Origin of the sequence: Methanobrevibacter sp. (genome assembly GCF_045603845.1) — an archaeon.
GTDB lineage: Archaea > Methanobacteriota > Methanobacteria > Methanobacteriales > Methanobacteriaceae > Methanocatella.
Map to the genome: position 1 here is coordinate 24,208 of NZ_JAZUMY010000072.1, position 17,534 is coordinate 41,741.

Consider the following 17,534-nt stretch of genomic DNA (forward strand, 5'->3'; position numbering starts at 1 on the left):
TAATGTATGATATTGCAATAATAAGTGGGGACGGAATAGGAAACGAAGTGATGGAAGCCAGCGAATATCTATTGGATAAGCTGGATTTGAATTTCAATTTTAACTATGGTGAAGCGGGTTTTGATTGTTTCAATAAAAATGGTACGACATTGCCTGAAGAAACCGTTAAAATAGCCAAATCAAGTGACGCAACACTGTTTGGAGCGTCAACTTCAACGCCCGGACAGCCTAGTCCGATAATCAATTTAAGAAAGGAACTTGATGTATATGCAAATTTAAGGCCTATAAAGTCATACAAAGGAGTTAACTCCATTAAAGACAACATTGACTTTATAATAGTGCGTGAAAATACCGAAGGACTCTATAGTCAGATTGAATATGGAGACAGCGAAAAGGTGATTGCAGAAAGAGTAATCACTAGAAAAGCCAGCGAGAAAATTTCTGAAATAGCCTTTAAATTAGCATCAAGAAGAAAAAAACAGAATAAGGTAACTTGCGTTCACAAAAGCAATGTGCTTAAGAAAACCGATGGCGTTTTCAAAGAATCATTCTATAATGTTGCCAAAAACTATCCTCAAATCAATACTGAAGACTTTTATGTTGATGCAACTGCAATGTATCTGATTACAAACCCTGAAAACTTTGATGTGATTGTTTCAACTAACCTGTTTGGAGACATACTCTCTGATGAAAGTGCAGGACTGGTTGGGGGATTAGGCCTTGCACCTTCAGGAAACATCGGAGATGAACATGGATTATTCGAACCGGTTCACGGATCAGCACCAGACATTGCAGGAAAAGGAATAGCCAATCCATGTTCCATGATATTATCAACGGCAATGATGTTGGACTACATTGGCGAAAAGGAAATAGCCTTGAAAATAAATAATGCCGTTGAAAGCGTTGTTGCAAAAGGCAAAATATTGACCCCTGATTTAGGAGGGAAAGCAAAAACCATGGAAATGGCTGAAGAGATAGTAAGTGAGGTAATTACATGTTAAATATCACGACATTTCTAGATGCAAACTCAAAAAGATTAGATAAAGACGTATTATACAATCCCCGTACTGGAGAAAAATATACTTCAGGAGAAATTTTATCAATAGTTTCTGAAATCGGACGTCAGTTAAAGTCAAAATATGTTCATGAAGGAGATAGAGTCATTATTTATTTGAATAACTCATGCGAATACCTGTTTTCACTTTTTGCAATATGGAGAATTGGTGCAATAGCCATTCCAACAAACAGAGTGTTTACCCATTCGGAGCTTGATTATATCATTCGTGACTCACAGGCAAAATTAGTAATTACCGATGAAAAAGCAACAGATTCAATCGACATTCCGACATACATTCCAAGCAACATAGAAGAATATAAAGATTGTGAAGTCCTTGAAGCATTCAATACAGATTGGGATGATTTATGCCAGCTCCAGTATACTTCAGGCACAACAGGAAAGCCTAAAGGTGCAATGTTAACTCATGGAAATTATTTCACTGCAATACACAATGAATGTGACGTTTTGACATTAAAACAGGACGATGTGTTTTTAGGAATTTATCCGATGGCACATGTCGGTCTTTCATGGGCCATAGCTGCATTAAGGGCGGCGGCGTACTATATTCTAATTGAAGAATTTAATTTGGATGAATATTTGGAATTATGTGATAAAGAAAAAGTAACTGTATTGACTGGAATGCCACCGGTAATCCATTCACTTACAACAATGAACAGGACAAAAGAATTATCCACAGTACGTGAAATCATAAGCGGAGGAGGACCACTCCACAGGAAAATATGGAAAGAATTCCATGAAACATATCAAATTCCTATAATTAATGCTTATGGGCTGTCTGAAAGTATCGTTATTGGAACTGGAACGGTAATCCGGCCTGAAGATTACCGTGAAGCGGACAGATTCGAAAGTGTAGGCCATCCGGTTTGTTTTTCAGAAGTTAAAATTGTAGATGAAATCGATCCGACAAAGACGATGGACAAATATGAACAGGGAGAAATTGCTTTAAGAGGTCCTGCCATTGCAAAAGGATATTGGAGAAGAGAAAAACAGACTATAGAGACATTTCTTGATGACGGTTGGTTTTTAACAGGAGATATTGGTTATTTGGATGAAGATAACCGTTTATTCATTACTGACCGTAAAAAAGACATGATTGTAATGAGCGGATGGAAAATCTATCCAACAGAAGTCGAGGAAGTATTGATTAAATACCCGAAACTTAAAGAAATAGCTATTTTCAGTATTAATGATATCCATAGAGGAGAATTGCCTGTTGCAGCAGTAGTCTGGAAGGATAAGCCTGACCATGAAGGCCTAATTAAATTTGCCCGTGAAAATTTATCCCGTTATAAGGTTCCACGCGAAATTTATGACTTAGATGAACTTCCAAGAGTCAATGGCTGGAAATTACTTAGAAGAGAACTGAGAGAAAAATTTAAAATTAGAAATTAATCTAATTTTAAACTTATTTCTTGTTGTATTACACTTAGTATATATCATTTGATTTTCAACAACAGTTTACTCAGTCATGACCTGAAGGAAAAAAATTATCCAAGTAAAATCCATAAAAAACTTATTTTTTAAGAGTTTAAAAAAGCAATACAACATTTAAATTAAAGATTTTATATAGATAAAGAAACCTTCAAACTAATATTGGATTTAAAAGTATATAAGTTAGATAGAAATTAATCGGGTAAAAATAAGATAAGATGAGAAAATTGTTCTCACCGATAAAAATTCACTCGAAAATCATGGTACCGATACCATTTGTAGTGAAGACTTCAAGCAAAAGAGCATGTTTTTTACGTCCATCAATGATATGGCATGATTTTACACCGTTTTCAATAGCTTTTACACAGGTTTCGATTTTAGGAATCATTCCTCCGGAAATAATACCCTCTTCAATCAAACCTGGAACTTCACTTATTCTGATTTTTTGAATTAATGAACCAGGGTCTGAAGGATCTCTTAAAACACCAGGAACATCAGTTAAAATAATCAATTTTTCAGCATTGACTGCACTTGCCACCTCACCAGCAGCGGTATCTGCATTCAAATTAAGGCTTGTTCCGTCTTTAGCAATACCTACTGGAGATATCACAGGAATATAATCGTTTTCAACAAACAAGTCAAGCAAATCGGTGTTGATTTCATCCACTTCCCCAACCAGACCAAGGTCAACTTCTTCTTCAAAACCTTCAATCTTACGGGCTCCTTTTTTATGAGCAAAAATCAGACTGGAATCTTTACCGGATAAACTGATTGCTTCACCATCATGTTTAATTAATTCTGAAACGATTTCTGTACTTATTTTACCAACAAGAACCATTTCAATAATTTCCATCGTCTCTTCATCAGTAACCCTTAAACCCTGAATGAATTCCGGCTCTTTTCCTAATTTATCCATTGAACGTGAAATTTCCGGACCTCCACCATGTACAATAAGAGGTTTCATTCCAACATATTTGAGTAATACAGTATCACGAGCGGTAGATGACATTGCTTCATCATCAATCATTGCATGTCCGCCATATTTAATTAAAATTTTCTTATTATGAAACTTTTTAATATAAGGCAAAGCTTCAATTAAAACATCAATATCTTTCATTATATCACTACATTAAATATTTAACTTAATTGTTTATAAGCATTTACCCAATTTTAAGTCAAATGGCATTTCATTGATAAGTTTATATAATTTCTTAAATATAACAGAATATATGTCCCAGATGAATAATCTTAAAGCATACCTTAGAAAATTAGGGATAAGCAAAGTGGGATTTGCAGATGTTAACGGTCTTGCAAGTGAATTTATAGATTTGCCCAATGGAATCAGTCTAGTTTTAAAACTTCCAAAAGAGGCAATGCACTTTTTAAACGAAGAAGATTATGAATCCTACTGGAAGTGCTTTCACAGCCAAATAAATAAATTGACCGAAATATCCCTCAAAGGTGAAGAATATATCAAAAATCTCGGTTATGATGCATTCGCATTGACAATGACCCGTAATGAATGTGACATGAAAAAATTACTTAGCATTTTACCTTATAAGACAATAGCTACAAAATCAGGGCTTGGATGGATAGGGCGCTCCGCACTGTTTGTCACACCGGAATATGGTTCAGCAGTGGCGCTTGGAGGAATTTTAACTGACATGCCCATGGAATTTGGCAAACCCATCACTGATTCGCAGTGCGATGACTGTACGAATTGTCAGGACGCATGTCCAGTAAATGCCATAAATCCTCAAAAATGGAATGACAGATTAAACAGAGAGGACATTATTGACATTGAAACCTGTAAAGACTACATTATTGAACAGTACAAAGCTGGTCTCGGCTGCACTAAATGCATGAGCGAATGTAAACTCACTCAGGAATACCTAAAAAAATAAGTGAGGAGTTGAAAACTCCTATAATCCACATTTGAATTTGAATCTGTACTCTTGATTAACAATTTCCATTCCTTCAAATTTACCTTTCAATATATCTGCGACTTTTTGCAAGTCTTCAGCAGTTATTTCACTACCGTTACCAATAGGAGAGAAAAAGGTAATTTCATCATCAGTGATAAGGTAGTTCAAAAGTTTTGTATTTTCTTTTTGATATTTTTCAACAATTGCTAAAATTTCTTCTTCTATAGCTTTGTCAAGGTTTGCCATAATATCACCTTTAATGATTAATTAATCAAGGAAGTATTTAAATCTTTTTTGTAACCAAAAAGGAACCTGTTGCAAAAGACCAGATTATCAGAGTATATACAGACAATCTTTCAAGAACGGGCATGTAAATGCTTTGCATATTGAAAAACATTATCCAAAAAGCGATTAGACCAATCAAACCTAAGATTAACGTAATTTTTTGGTAATTTTCAAATTTCTTCATCGATTGGGAAATCAGAACAAGCAAAATATTACCGCCCAAAATAGCCATTACCGCACCCAAAGTATGGTAACCTGAAGTTAATGGATTTCCTCCATGAATCAGTGCGACAATTATGACTCCTATTGACGTTATTAATGTAAATATGTAAAAAAGAGTTCTATTTTTAATAATATAATCCTTAAATCTATAAAAATTTCCAAATATCAATGTCAGTCCTATTATTATAAAAGCTGAGTTCATAACCCAGAATAATGGTGAATTGACATCTGGAATACCCAGTTCTGATATTGTATGAAAAACATAAGTGTTAACTAATGAAGCATTGAAAAAAGTTGCAGAAATGGCTTCAGCCATCAGATAATATAAACTACCAATAATGAAAACGATTCCGGCAACTTTAGCTTTCAAATTAAACACCAAACTTTTTATTGAAGTATTTTTCCCTTACGTCGAAGTTCAATTCTTCAACATCTGCACCTGAAATGGCTTTTTGCAATATTTTATAGCAAGTCTTTTTAGGCACAGTAATATTGGTTACATGAGATTTTGCCCATATTCTATCAAATCTTTTCTTTAAGCTTCCAAAGTTTAATTTTTCAACAACATTTTTCAAATTCATCACATTGGCGGCATTAACAACATCATATGAAGCATAAGTTTGAGGATCCATGATAATCGGGTTTAATCCCAAAATGAATCTTTGCAAATCATAATCCAGGAATGATTCATAATCTCCGTCATATGCGTAAACATGTGCTTTTGCAGATAATGCATCAATAAATACCAGAAAGAGGTTAGCCATTAATGCTCTTGAAATAATCTGATCGCAGAAATTTAAAGCGGTAGTCACATTATCTTCAGTTGATGAAGCAACATAAGTTTCATAATCTTCAAATCTGAATGCTACAAGTGCAAACATGTATAAATCTATCCATTCATTTTCTTTAATGAATTCTTTTGCCTTATCAGTCAATTCATAATCATCTGATGAATCTCCACCCAATACAGGCAATACCCTTTCAATCAGTTCCTGTTTTTTTCCGGAAACTTTTAGACCATTTTCCTTTAAAATTTCTTTTAATTGAGCAACAGTATATTGTTTAGATATGGATTCCGGAGTTGCAATATTTCCGTTTCCTTCGAGATAACCGTTTTCAACCAAATAATTAACACAATCATCTCCTGAAGGAAAAGTACCGAAATTCCCCTCGTTTAATATTTCATCAAGCCCATAACCACTATTTAAAAAATTCAAAACATTAAAAATTTCTAATTTTTGTTCACTCACTTAAACACCTTTTTACCTTTAAGTAATATTATTAATATTTATCCGTTAGTTAATTTAATACTTTTCTTCCTATTATTCTATTATAATAATTGTATATGGCAACATTCACATTTCACCACCATCGTTTTTTATGAGATTGCGAAAAATTACCCCATCATTATAATATTGCTTTGAGCTTGTTTTATTGTATAAAGAGGTTATATTGTAGCGATTTATATCATACTAATTTATAAAGCCCAAAATACAATATTACTATTTACCAAAAAAAAGAATTTGGAAAAGGTGATAAATAATGCATAAAAAAAATTATGATGAAACGGCCCTAACATTGATTGAAAACATTTTCAATGACAATAGAAATATTGTGGGTCTGGCTGAAGAAAAAATACAAAAGATAGCTGAAAAACACAAGAGAACTGCGGACATATACATAACAGAAGATGATGAATTGATATCCTATGAAATTATCATGGAAGATATTGATAATGAAGAACTTCAAAGAATAAAGGAATATGGTGAAGAATTATATGAAATGAATGGAAAACTAATATGCATTTACCTTTTAGGTTCCCCACACATCAAAATAAAGGCAAAAAAACATATCGAAAGCGACAGCCCATTATTAATTAACATATCCCTTATGCCGCAATCCGATGCATATGACATTTTAAGGCATCTTCAGGACATGGTTAAAAAAAATAAGAAGTTAAATAAAGAAGATCTGTTTGCACTGAAAATGATTCCCCAAATGGGACCGAAAGAAGATAAAAGACAACTTAGAATTGCATGTTTAACATTGTGGAAAGAAGTCAACGAAAAAGGACTGATAAAATGAACCAAGACGAATTAACATTAATAAGAAAAGCATTTTACGATGAACGTAGAATAATAGAAGAATTACCTGATGACCAAAGAAGAGTAGATGAAGGCATTTATCAGGGCGGATCTGTTTATAGAACCGAAGATGATGAATTGATAGATTTGGAAATCCAAACAAGAGATTATGATATTGAAGACCACGTTAACTATATGGAATTTGCGGAACAGCTATATGAAAGACATAAAAAGAAAGTGAATGTTTATGTATACTGTGTTCCATCAGTAAAAGTCAACGTAAAGCTATATGAAATGTTATCTGATGCAGATTTTAAAATAAGAATTGCACAGTATAAAAATAATTCTTTCATAGACAAAATGAAATTTAAAATAAGGGGATGATTTCCCCTTAAAAATTTTGTTGGAATGGGGATGATTGCTTAATGTCGTGTTTATAAATACAAATAAAGGAAAGATATACAATTGAAACCGAAAAACCATTTCCAACAATTTCGTGTTTTTCCAAGAGTGTTAAATAAGTTATAAGTGATTAAAAATGTTAAACAATATATTTTTCGTGTTAGCCCAAAAAGGTGTAATATGAACAAAAAAACTACTTTTCAGCCTCACCCCCATTTTCACGATGTTGCTTTAAACACACTATAAACACATCGCGTAATAGTATATTGTGTTTAAATGGTATATAAATCTTTCGATACAACAAGTTATATATCTCTTGATAACAAAATGAATATTATGTTTTGTCAAAATTGTGGAACTGAACTTGCCGATGATGCAAAATTTTGCAGCAAATGCAGTATTCAGACAAATACACACCATACACTTAAAAAAGAAAAAAATATGTACCTTGCACTGTTTTTATCATTCATTTTTACAGGTTTAGGCATAATTTATGCGGGAAATATCAAAAAAGGATTAATCTTAATGGCTTTAAGAATAATAACTGCTTTTATTGGAGGATTCATTTCGATTTTTTCAATAATATCCGTAATAATATGGATTTATGGTGTTTACGAGACATACAATGAGGTTAAGATTGCAAATGGTGAGGACAATCCCGACATAATCAAAGACTACAAAAACTGGAACAGCTTCAACAAAATAATAGCAATACTTTTAATATGCCTAATTTTAATGGTTTCAATTTCCGGAATTATTACTACATTAACACCCAATTACACCAGCTATGACAATTCTCCAACATATCATTCATCAAGCAGTAGCAGCGGAGGATATTCATCATCTTCAGGCCACTACGGCGGCGTAGACACTTCTCCTTCAACAATAGCCCGTAATGATCCGAGTTCATATTACGACTACTATGAAGTGGGAGACAATGATGAAATCGATGAATACCTTGAATCTCAGGGATTTGACTGACGAACACTGAAAACCATCACCGGCAACAATAATCATCACCCCCGTTAAAATTATATTCTCTTTTAAAAATTAATATAACGAAGTAAAATTGCTTTAAAAATAAACTGACGAATTTATAATCTATTAAATATAATATAAATAATTGTAATTAATTTTTGAGAGGTTTGAATAAAATGAATGAGAATTTAGATTGTGAAGAAATTAGAATAATAAAAGAAGTATTTGATGAAACTAGAGAAATAACAGGTTATGCAAGTCCCGAAATGACTGAAGTAAATGAGGACTGTTACAAGGGAGGCGACATATTTATAACAGAGGGAGGTGAATTAATTGATTTGGAATGTCAGATGAAGGATTTTGATGAAGTAGAACTTGCAAATTATGTAGAACTTGCAGAAAATCTTTATGAGAAAAATAAAGTTCCAATATCCATATACATACTCTGTCCAAATACAATCCAAGTGACAGCTCCGGAATGCACCATTAAATCAGAAGCCATATTTAATATTAAATTGGCCTGTTATAACTCAAATCCCGTATATGATGCATTATATCATATCAAAGATAAGGTAAATAGAAATATGAAGCTCAATGATGAAGATATGGAAGTTCTTATTAGAATTCCTGTTATGGGTCCTAAAAAAGATAGGAAGAATTTGAGAATAGAATGTTTTAGAATCCTTAAAAAAAGTCTGGAAACGCGTTAAATTTCCCATTTCAGGATTGTTTTTCCAAAATTGGAAATGTAATCCTTATCAAAAGCAGATTTTAAATCATCAATTGATTTAATTTCACAAACATTGGTAATTAATTTAGACAGATAACTGAAAAGTTGAGGATTTTCTTTAAGAAGGCTTACCACCCCTTCAAAATCCTCCCTTTCGGAACGACTATTACCCTGAAGAGTCAAACCCTTTTCCAATATCATTCTCGTATTGATTGGAATAGGATATTCGCTAACTCCAAATAAATTAATTGTTCCCTGAGGATTGATTAACTGAATAATCTGATCTATGGCTGATTGTGATGCGGCAGAACCCACACATTCAAATGCATGATCAATTTTTAAATCATCAGGAACGTTATGTATCATATAAGCATCATCAACAAAAGAGAATAAGTTCAAATTTTCAAGATGCTTTCCAAAAACAATTACCCTGCAGTCAGGACAAAGCACTTTTAGAATTAATGAAGTAATATATCCCAAGTTTCCATCACCCCAAACGCCCAAAACTTTGCAGGATGCTTTTTTGAACTCTCGAAATTTCATTATTCCCTGATAAGCAACAGTCATTAATTCAATGAAAGCAGACACTTCAAAATCAAAATTATCCGGAAGTTTAACTAACCTGTCATGTGTTAAACTGACCAAATCACTTGTAAAACCATCAAATCCACTTCCCCTAAACTTTGATAATGTAGAATAATTAGCACGATAACAGTCTTCACCAATTGGAGTATTGGGAATCATTACAACTTTATCTCCTGAATTAAAAATGGATTTGCTGTCATGAACCACTTCGCCGACGGCTTCGTGAATTAAAGCCATAGGCAATTTTTGTGATAGAATTTCGGGAGGTCGAGATCCCTGATAATACCTTTGATCAGCCTGGCAAATTGACAGATAAGTTGGTCTTACAACAACATCATTTAATTCAATGTCATCAATTGCTTCTTCAAAGAATTTAGGGGATTTCAATCTATAAACAATATTAATCATGGACAGATTCCTTTAAAATTGTATTTGCTAATTTCAAATCATAGGGATAGGTGATTTTGATATTTGTTATTTCACCATCCACCAAATATACATCTTCATTTTTAAGAATAAATATTTTGCATGCATCAGTCAAGATTCTGCTTTCATCATCGGACAGGCTATTAATCAGTTCGGATAATTTATTGATTTTAAAACTCTGTGGAGTCTGACCCTGATAATAATTGTCCCTAATCGGAATATTTTTTATCATTTTAGCATCAACACTCTCCACAATAGTATCTGTAGCCGGGATAACAGTATCGCAAGCACCAAATTCTTTTGCAGCTTTAATATTGTCCTCAATTATGCGATGAGTTACAAATGGACGTACAGAATCATGGGTCACAATTATTGAATCATCATCAATGTCAAAATTATCATTGACATATTCTATTGCGTTGATAATTGTATCGTTTCTGGTTTTACCTCCCTCTAAAACAATAACATTAGTATCGTCGCCAAAATATTCATTAATCAAATTATTTGTGTGATTGATGAAATTTTGTGGGCATAAAACAAGAATTTTATCAAATTTGGAATTGATTACAAATTTTTCAACAGTATGGATAATTACAGGTTTATCTCCCAAATTTAAAAATTGCTTAGGGGTGTCTGTTCCACCCATCCTTGACCCTATTCCGCCTGCCAATATAGCTGCAAAAATCATTTTTAATTACTCCTTTTCAAAGACGATGAAGAAATGTGACTTACCCTGAGGAATATCCTCTCCAATCTCTTCATTTAAGTAAGTCATTTTAAGATTATGTTTGGCAAACATCTCTTCAAGCTCTTCAGGAGAACTTCTTACTTGAGTTGGAGGTCCTTTAGGAACATCCCATTTTTTATAATCCATAATAGCTATTCTACCATCGTTTTTAATTAAACGGGAAAATTCACTTATTGCTTCATCAACTGTTCTTGAAGCAGTAAATCCATGGAAAACATTAACCATCAATATTACATCCAAGGTTTCATCCTCAATTTCTTTGACACCTTTGGTAATATCCGCTTCAATATTAATTAAATTATCTACATTGTTTTCCAATTTATATTTTTCCATATCTTCTATGGATGCATCATAAATGTCTACAGCATAAACATTACCTGAATCTATATATTCATCCAGAAGTTTGATTGCAATGTGTCCATCACCGCATCCTGCATCCATAATATTCTCGCAGCCTTTAAGATCTAATTCATCAATGATTTCGTTTGAATCTAAAAAGAACTCACTTGAAAATCCGTGAGCCCTGTGTCCGTTTGCGGGCATCATCATATTATCACCTAATATTAAATCTTTAAAAAATACTATATAATTTTAGTGAAAAACATTTCATTTCGATTGAAATTGAAAATTAATATGAGGTTAATCTACATAACACGACAGCATTAACTTGAACTAGAATCTAAAATCAATTAAATAAAAATAGCTATTAAATAAATTAATGGTAAATACAACAACATGCAAAATAATTAATCATGAAATCAATTAAACTGCAAGAAAATTGTGTTTGGATAATGGTTAAATTAAATTAAAAAAAGTAGTTTTTAGAGGATTTATTTTTTCCAGGTTTGTTTAACTCCTCTTCCTCTTTTACTACCAGGTTTAGTATAACTTCTTTTTTGTCTTGTTCTTCTGTTAGTACCTTTAACTTTTGCCATATCTTACCCTCCTATAAAATTTATAATTACAACATTAGAATTATGTATAACATAAAAATATTTGTTTTTAAAGTATTTATATGTTTTCTTATGTGGTGTACTCTGCATTGATTTTTACATAGTCATAGGTTAAATCACAACCCCATGCAGTTGCCTCACCATCACCCAGAAACATGTTAATATTAACAACTATGTTTTTAGACTGCATTATTTTTTCAGCACGCTCCAAATAAGGAGTATCCTCAAAAGCTAGAATTTTTCCTTCACGAACAAGGTCAACATCATCTTCATCATCTGCAATTGCAATGGTTACAATGTCCGGATTAAGCTCACAGCCGGAATATCCTATTGCAGAAACAATCCTTCCCCAATTAGGATCCCCACCAAAAACCGCAGATTTGAATAATGGAGATGTTACAATTGCTTTGGCTGCCAACTTAGCATCTTCAAAAGATTCTGCTCCTTTCACATTTGCTTCAATGAATTTGGATGCTCCTTCACCATCACGAGCCATCTTTTTAGCCAAATTAATGCACACATGATTAAGGCCTTCCTGGAAATTTGGATCTATTTCACCATCTTTTTCTACATTGACTCCGGAAGCACCGTTTGCAAGCATTAAACAGGTATCATTTGTACTTTGATCACCATCAACAACAATCATGTTAAAACTTTTTTCAGCAGCAATCCTTAATGCTTTTTTAATTGCCTTTTGAGAAATTATTGCATCACTGACAATAAAAGACAGCATTGTTGCCATATTCGGAGCAATCATGCCGCTTCCTTTAGTGATTCCGGCAATTTTAACAATTTCTCCTGTGGTTAATGTCACTTCACATGCCTCTTCTTTAGGAAAAGTGTCAGTCGTCATTATTGCCTTTGCAGCGGCCAGGGAATTTTCAGGCTCGCTTCCCAATTTGGAAATGGATTCATATGCAACCTTAGATATTATGTCCATCGGCATTTCACGGCCAATGACACCAGTAGAACAAATTGCAATTTCACCGGCAGGAACATTTAAATCCCTAGAGATCAGATTGACCAGTTCTTCACAGTCTTCAATACCCTTTTGGCCAGTGAAACAATTAGCATTACCGCTGTTTACAACAATTGCTGAGACAATGCCTTTTTTAACAACGTTTTTAGTGTAAGTTACAGGAGCTGCAACAACCTTATTTGATGTAAAAACACCTGAAGCAGTACTGTTTGGTGCTAAAATTACGCTGACACCATACTTTCCTTCACGAGCACCGGATACCTGAAGATTTTCTATAACTGAAAATCCGCCATCAATATCTCTAATATAATTCATATTATCACAATAAGATTTAGTAATTTACAGTATACTCTTCTTCAACAGTATAATTTTCATTGAAATCAACCCTATCTGCGTCATAATCATAATAAAAATCATCACTATGATTATTGACATTAGACGTCATCTCAAGAGTTACGTTTTCTATATGAGTCGTATTGTTCTGAGGATTCGTCAGATTTTCATGTTCCTCTATACTTACTGTAATTCCAATAGCCGAACCTATGACAAAAGCAATTAATGCCAGAATCATGATGAACGCTATTATCCCTTCATTTTTTCGAGCCACTGTAAATCCCTTTTTTATTCATTTTAAGCAACAAAAGCATATATTAATGCTAAAATAATTGTAATAAAACTGAATGCTCCGAGTCCAAGTACACATAACAAGTATGTGATAATGAATACAAAGGCAAATACGCCTATTAATTTCTGTTTTTCATTTTCAAACAGATTTATTAAAGTTCTTGTAAATTCAGACGGAACATTATAAGCATATAAACCATTAGCAAGTTCAAAAACCACCAATGACAACGGAGATGTTGAACCTAAATTATCCACCAATTGAGCTCTCTCACCGGCTTCTCTTCTGGATCTGCCAACACCTGCCCTGATTTTTGCGCCATTGTCAAGAGCAAACCATGCCGCATCCAAACCTGCACGAATAGCCAGGTCTTTTGATGGGAAACGAGCGATGAAATCATCTCCACCTTCACGATAACCTTCAAGCTCACCGCCACATTCGGTTTCAATGAAATATTTGATATTACTCATTAAATCAACCAGTTGCGTTTTACCATGCTTGCTGGTATAACTTGTTGAATCGATTAAATCAACGAACAGGTAATTCTGCAGCTCAGTAGGTTTTGATTGTGCCAGTTTAAATGGACCATCAAAAACCAGAGCGTATTCTCCACCAAGTTTTGTGAAAGCAACACCAGGAAAATTTCCCAGATTTTGCCTATAATTAATAGACCTTTCAATTGAAGCAGCACCCGTCATTCCGACAGCAGATATTACTTCAATGCCCCTTTCAAGACCTATTCCAATCAATTCAATAGCTACGCGAATTGCATCATTTTTACTTAACATTTTTGCAACGAGTTCTGTTGAACTTTTTTCGACAATTTGACCTTTCTCATTTTCAATAATTTTAACGAAGATATTGATTAGATTTGATGGGTTAGGAAGTTCAACATAAAAATAACGGTCACTACCCATGACAATATTGCTCACAAGAGCATATTCTTCAATCTTATCTTCAGCAGGTTTGATTTCATAAAAATTAAATTCAGAGGGAATATTCTCATTACCAATATCCCTTATAAGATTAGTTTCTATACTATTAGAATTTATTTCAGCTTTCTTTAATTCAAACAATATTGTTTGAGTATAGTTAAACAGCTCCACATATTCATTTTGTATGGAATCTGTCGGAAAAAATTTAGTCCCTACACTAATGGGTGTGAGACCTGTGGTTAACTTAATTATCGCTTTAGATAAGCTGTTAACCATCTAATTTTCCTCCTTTCTCTAATTCAATTTCAAACTCACCAGGACGTTCCAATAGCATGTCCGGTTTAACTGAAACAAATGGAAACTTCCAGGAACCTAATCTGCCGGCAATGGTACTTGCAATATTTCTTGAGTTTTTCTTGATAAATACTTCATCATGAGTACTTACACGTACTAAAACATTATATGGAGCATTTTCAGTTACTTCATCGGCCAGCATGATATTTAATTCAAAAGTGCCAGGTTTAGTGAACAGGTCATTTCTAACAGCTATTAACGGTTTTTTCTCAAGACCTAATCTGTCAGCTACAGTAACGGAAATGTTTCCCGCATTCTTTACAGCAACCTTATAGTCTTTCGGATGAACCAGTACAAAAATAACATATGGCGCTGCTATTTCAACATCATCAACCATATCTACAATTTTATTGAACATAGGTATTTTTGAGAATATATTTTCAACTTTGGAATTGATATTATTCTCATCATCAATACGTATGATGGCCTGTTTTGCAATATTCAAAGGAGATATTTCCAATCCTTCCTTGCCCGTGTAAACTTCCCATTTCTTGAAGTTCAGCTGTTTAATAATTTCATCTGAAATGTTCTGCAAAATATTCTTATCATGTTTTGTCTTTTTTGGTCTTCCAAACGTTAATCTATTGTCTTTTATTATAAATGGAATTCTGAATGAATTAATATTCTTAAATTCAGCAGCATAATCCCTGAATTTATCATTGGATAGGATTTTTGCTTTTTCACTATAAGCTATCTCCAAAATAAAATGATCAGCATCATTGCCTGCCGGAACTTCTTCTACATTATCGCTTTCCAACAGTTTTAAAAATTCTTCTTTATTATCAATTTCATGACGAAGTGATGCATCTGCTATAATAACAAATTCATCTTCACTTTCCTCTAATGCCTTAACCGCAGCTAAAATATTTGCCATTTGAGGCTGTGAGTTTTCATTTCTTACATGATGTGCAACATTAGAAGCATCTACAACCACTTTCATAATATCACCTGATAAATTAGTTCAATCATTTATTATATTAAGTTATATAAATATTTAATCTTTTCTTCGATATTTGCCGAATAAAAACTTTTCTCCACCCACGTTATTTAAAAATATCTCAATTGTTTCATCATCGATTATATAAACATTGTAGGAGTTTCCGATTTTTCCCCTTAACTTATTAGAGCAAAGAGAACCTGCATTAACAATTATAGTCTCATTTATCCTCCAAATGTTTGGAACATGTTTATGTCCGGACAATACCAGATCAACTTCATGAGTAGTTAACGTTTTTAAAACATCTCCTGCATCAGACAGGACATTGCGTTCACGGCCGGTATCCGGTATTGGAATAACGTGATGGTGCAGTGCGACAATTGAAAAGAGGTCATCAATTACGCATTCATCCAATTGATGTTCCATCCATAAATGCTGAGGCAAACCGATGTGACCCCTATCTTCATCGGGAGAGCTGCTGTCAAGACCAATTACAGTGAAATCATCATCCTTTGTTAATTTCCAGCTTCTTTCACCAACCAATTCCTCAAAACTTTGATAACCCAAGTTACGTGAATCATGATTGCCTGGCACTGCAAATAATGGTGCTTCAAACATGCTTAAATATTTCATTGCCTGCTTGAATTCCATATAATAACCATTATTTGTTATATCTCCAGTTAAAATAATCATATCTGGCTGCAAATTATTTATTTCGCTTACGGCCTTCATGAAAACATCTTCATTGAAAGCCATGTCGCTTACATGTAAATCTGAAATATGTACAATAACTGTCATAATTATCTATTGATTTAATTTCATGATAGCTTCAGCCAAATCTCCTTTGCATTCTTCCAATGCCTGTCTTGCAGCATCTTCGGAAACATTAGCCTGATTAGCCACCATTTCTACATCTTCATCAGGAATTTCAATCTCATATTCTAGTTCTACTTCACGAGCTTTACCGTCAATCTGATAAGTTTCCTGACCCATCACATTCATTAAGCTAACGCTAGGCTCGTCAATAATTAATTCCTTATCTTCAAAACGGATGATAACTTCTTTTACGCCGTTAAGATCTTCCATTTTCATTCCCATTTTTTTCATTTGTCTTTCCATCTGTTTCATTTGTTTTTTGTTCATTCCTGGAATCATAATAATATCCTCGAAAATAATCTAATTATTTATAAATATATTTTTAATAGTATTAAAAGATTGTTTTAAAAAGAGAAAAAAATAATTAAAAAAGAAGGATTAAAGATTCTTTTTAACAATATAACCCAAATAAATACCTAGATAAGATGCTGCAGGAATTAAAAGAATAATTACTACAATATCCAATAGAAAATTGCTTAAAAGTGTTGAAAAAATGTTCGCATCCGCACCGCCGCTTACAGAACCCGCATCAGCATATCCTGAAGTCAATGGGGAGGATGAAAATACTGAACTCATTGCGGAGGTAAAAGCCGTCGTAATAGTGAATAGTGAGCCTGCACCGCAAAGAACTGTTGCCGCAATTACTCCAAAATATGTGAGGAAATTGGGAACTATATAGGAATCATCCATGCAATTGAAGTACCCCATAACGATTCCTCCGAAAAATACGGCTAATATAACCGTCAATAACACATTAGTTGAAAATCCTATCATTCCGTTGGACGTAAAAAGACCCCAGAAAAACGAACCTATAAACAGGAATAAACCCAGCACAATGAATGAAAATATCAAAGTTGAAAGACTTATTTTCTCATCAATCTTATTTAAAAAGCTTTTACTATCGAATTTGAATCCGCACTGATAGCAGAAATCTCCGTCTTCAGTTACGGCACCACATTTCGGACAAATATTTTTAGACATATC

At 33.4% G+C, this 17,534-nt stretch carries 21 protein-coding genes; 7 read left to right on the top strand and 14 right to left on the bottom strand.

Annotated features, from left to right (window positions below; genetic code table 11):
* Window positions 1-2: 2 nt before the first annotated feature.
* Together aksF and ACKI2W_RS06935 are read left to right on the top strand one after the other, a co-directional pair.
* Window positions 3-1,001: a homoisocitrate dehydrogenase gene (aksF, locus tag ACKI2W_RS06930; RefSeq protein ID WP_407380561.1), complete on the top strand. Its 999-nt coding sequence runs from the start codon at window positions 3-5 to the stop codon at window positions 999-1,001.
* Window positions 995-2,470 carry a class I adenylate-forming enzyme family protein gene (locus ACKI2W_RS06935; RefSeq protein WP_407380563.1) on the top strand — a complete coding sequence of 492 codons (1,476 nt, stop codon included), beginning with the start codon at window positions 995-997 and terminating at the stop codon, window positions 2,468-2,470. Before aksF ends, ACKI2W_RS06935 begins: the two co-directional genes overlap by 7 nt.
* A 286-nt stretch (window positions 2,471-2,756) precedes the next feature.
* Here ACKI2W_RS06935 and argB read toward each other — a convergent pair whose 3' ends face one another.
* The gene (argB, locus tag ACKI2W_RS06940) at window positions 2,757-3,626 is read right to left on the bottom strand and encodes an acetylglutamate kinase (protein WP_407380565.1); all 870 of its coding nucleotides are present in this window, start codon (window positions 3,624-3,626) and stop codon (window positions 2,757-2,759) included.
* Between the two features lie 112 nt (window positions 3,627-3,738).
* On the opposite strand from argB, the gene ACKI2W_RS06945 reads away from it, so the two are divergent.
* Entirely contained in the window at window positions 3,739-4,413 is a 675-nt protein-coding gene (locus ACKI2W_RS06945) for a hypothetical protein (protein WP_407380567.1), read from the top strand.
* An 18-nt stretch (window positions 4,414-4,431) separates the two neighbouring features.
* Here the strand turns inward: ACKI2W_RS06945 and ACKI2W_RS06950 are convergent, their stop codons facing one another.
* Genes ACKI2W_RS06950 through ACKI2W_RS06960 form a run of 3 tightly spaced genes read right to left on the bottom strand, consistent with a single transcriptional unit; the run spans window position 4,432 to window position 6,191 of the window.
* The gene (locus ACKI2W_RS06950) at window positions 4,432-4,680 is read right to left on the bottom strand and encodes a hypothetical protein (protein ID WP_407380569.1); all 249 of its coding nucleotides are present in this window, start codon (window positions 4,678-4,680) and stop codon (window positions 4,432-4,434) included.
* Between the two features lie 37 nt (window positions 4,681-4,717).
* The gene (locus ACKI2W_RS06955; protein ID WP_407380571.1) at window positions 4,718-5,311 is read right to left on the bottom strand and encodes a DUF998 domain-containing protein; all 594 of its coding nucleotides are present in this window, start codon (window positions 5,309-5,311) and stop codon (window positions 4,718-4,720) included.
* 1 nt (window position 5,312) lies between these two features.
* A complete protein-coding gene (locus ACKI2W_RS06960; RefSeq protein WP_407380573.1) occupies window positions 5,313-6,191 on the bottom strand; it encodes an SAP domain-containing protein in 879 nt (292 codons plus the stop codon).
* A gap of 292 nt (window positions 6,192-6,483) precedes the next feature.
* Between ACKI2W_RS06960 and ACKI2W_RS06965 the strand changes: the two genes are divergently transcribed.
* From ACKI2W_RS06965 to ACKI2W_RS06980, 4 genes are all read left to right on the top strand, one after another.
* Window positions 6,484-7,026 (top strand): hypothetical protein, encoded by a 543-nt coding sequence (locus ACKI2W_RS06965; protein WP_407380575.1) that lies wholly within the window; start codon window positions 6,484-6,486, stop codon window positions 7,024-7,026.
* On the top strand, window positions 7,023-7,409 hold the full coding sequence (locus ACKI2W_RS06970) for a hypothetical protein (protein ID WP_407380577.1): 387 nt from the start codon (window positions 7,023-7,025) through the stop codon (window positions 7,407-7,409). The genes ACKI2W_RS06965 and ACKI2W_RS06970 overlap by 4 nt, the downstream gene beginning before the upstream one ends.
* Before the next feature lie 354 nt (window positions 7,410-7,763).
* Window positions 7,764-8,408, top strand: a complete 645-nt coding sequence (locus ACKI2W_RS06975; RefSeq protein WP_407380579.1) for a zinc ribbon domain-containing protein — start codon at window positions 7,764-7,766, stop codon at window positions 8,406-8,408.
* Between the two features lie 173 nt (window positions 8,409-8,581).
* Complete coding sequence (locus ACKI2W_RS06980) at window positions 8,582-9,115, top strand: hypothetical protein (protein ID WP_407380580.1); 534 nt, start codon at window positions 8,582-8,584, stop codon at window positions 9,113-9,115.
* On the opposite strand, the gene ACKI2W_RS06985 is transcribed toward ACKI2W_RS06980, so the two are convergent.
* The 10 genes from ACKI2W_RS06985 to ACKI2W_RS07030 form a co-directional block, all read right to left on the bottom strand.
* A complete protein-coding gene (locus ACKI2W_RS06985; RefSeq protein ID WP_407380582.1) occupies window positions 9,112-10,128 on the bottom strand; it encodes an alcohol dehydrogenase catalytic domain-containing protein in 1,017 nt (338 codons plus the stop codon). The two genes, ACKI2W_RS06980 and ACKI2W_RS06985, sit on opposite strands and share 4 nt — an antisense overlap.
* The gene (locus ACKI2W_RS06990; protein WP_407380584.1) at window positions 10,121-10,834 is read right to left on the bottom strand and encodes a 2-C-methyl-D-erythritol 4-phosphate cytidylyltransferase; all 714 of its coding nucleotides are present in this window, start codon (window positions 10,832-10,834) and stop codon (window positions 10,121-10,123) included. Before ACKI2W_RS06990 ends, ACKI2W_RS06985 begins: the two co-directional genes overlap by 8 nt.
* A gap of 6 nt (window positions 10,835-10,840) precedes the next feature.
* Window positions 10,841-11,443, bottom strand: a complete 603-nt coding sequence (locus ACKI2W_RS06995) for a class I SAM-dependent methyltransferase (RefSeq protein WP_407380586.1) — start codon at window positions 11,441-11,443, stop codon at window positions 10,841-10,843.
* Window positions 11,444-11,917: 474 nt separating this feature from the next.
* Complete coding sequence (gene argJ / locus ACKI2W_RS07000; RefSeq protein WP_407380588.1) at window positions 11,918-13,141, bottom strand: bifunctional ornithine acetyltransferase/N-acetylglutamate synthase; 1,224 nt, start codon at window positions 13,139-13,141, stop codon at window positions 11,918-11,920.
* A 16-nt stretch (window positions 13,142-13,157) separates the two neighbouring features.
* Window positions 13,158-13,433 carry a hypothetical protein gene (locus tag ACKI2W_RS07005; RefSeq protein WP_407380590.1) on the bottom strand — a complete coding sequence of 92 codons (276 nt, stop codon included), beginning with the start codon at window positions 13,431-13,433 and terminating at the stop codon, window positions 13,158-13,160.
* Between the two features lie 23 nt (window positions 13,434-13,456).
* Window positions 13,457-14,659: a hypothetical protein gene (locus ACKI2W_RS07010; protein WP_407380592.1), complete on the bottom strand. Its 1,203-nt coding sequence runs from the start codon at window positions 14,657-14,659 to the stop codon at window positions 13,457-13,459.
* Window positions 14,652-15,677, bottom strand: a complete 1,026-nt coding sequence (locus tag ACKI2W_RS07015) for an NYN domain-containing protein (RefSeq protein ID WP_407380594.1) — start codon at window positions 15,675-15,677, stop codon at window positions 14,652-14,654. Before ACKI2W_RS07015 ends, ACKI2W_RS07010 begins: the two co-directional genes overlap by 8 nt.
* Before the next feature lie 54 nt (window positions 15,678-15,731).
* Entirely contained in the window at window positions 15,732-16,472 is a 741-nt protein-coding gene (locus ACKI2W_RS07020) for a metallophosphoesterase family protein (RefSeq protein ID WP_407380596.1), read from the bottom strand.
* Window positions 16,473-16,478: 6 nt separating this feature from the next.
* On the bottom strand, window positions 16,479-16,829 hold the full coding sequence (locus tag ACKI2W_RS07025; RefSeq protein WP_407380598.1) for a nascent polypeptide-associated complex protein: 351 nt from the start codon (window positions 16,827-16,829) through the stop codon (window positions 16,479-16,481).
* Between the two features lie 99 nt (window positions 16,830-16,928).
* Complete coding sequence (locus ACKI2W_RS07030; protein ID WP_407380600.1) at window positions 16,929-17,531, bottom strand: hypothetical protein; 603 nt, start codon at window positions 17,529-17,531, stop codon at window positions 16,929-16,931.
* Window positions 17,532-17,534 lie beyond the last annotated feature (3 nt).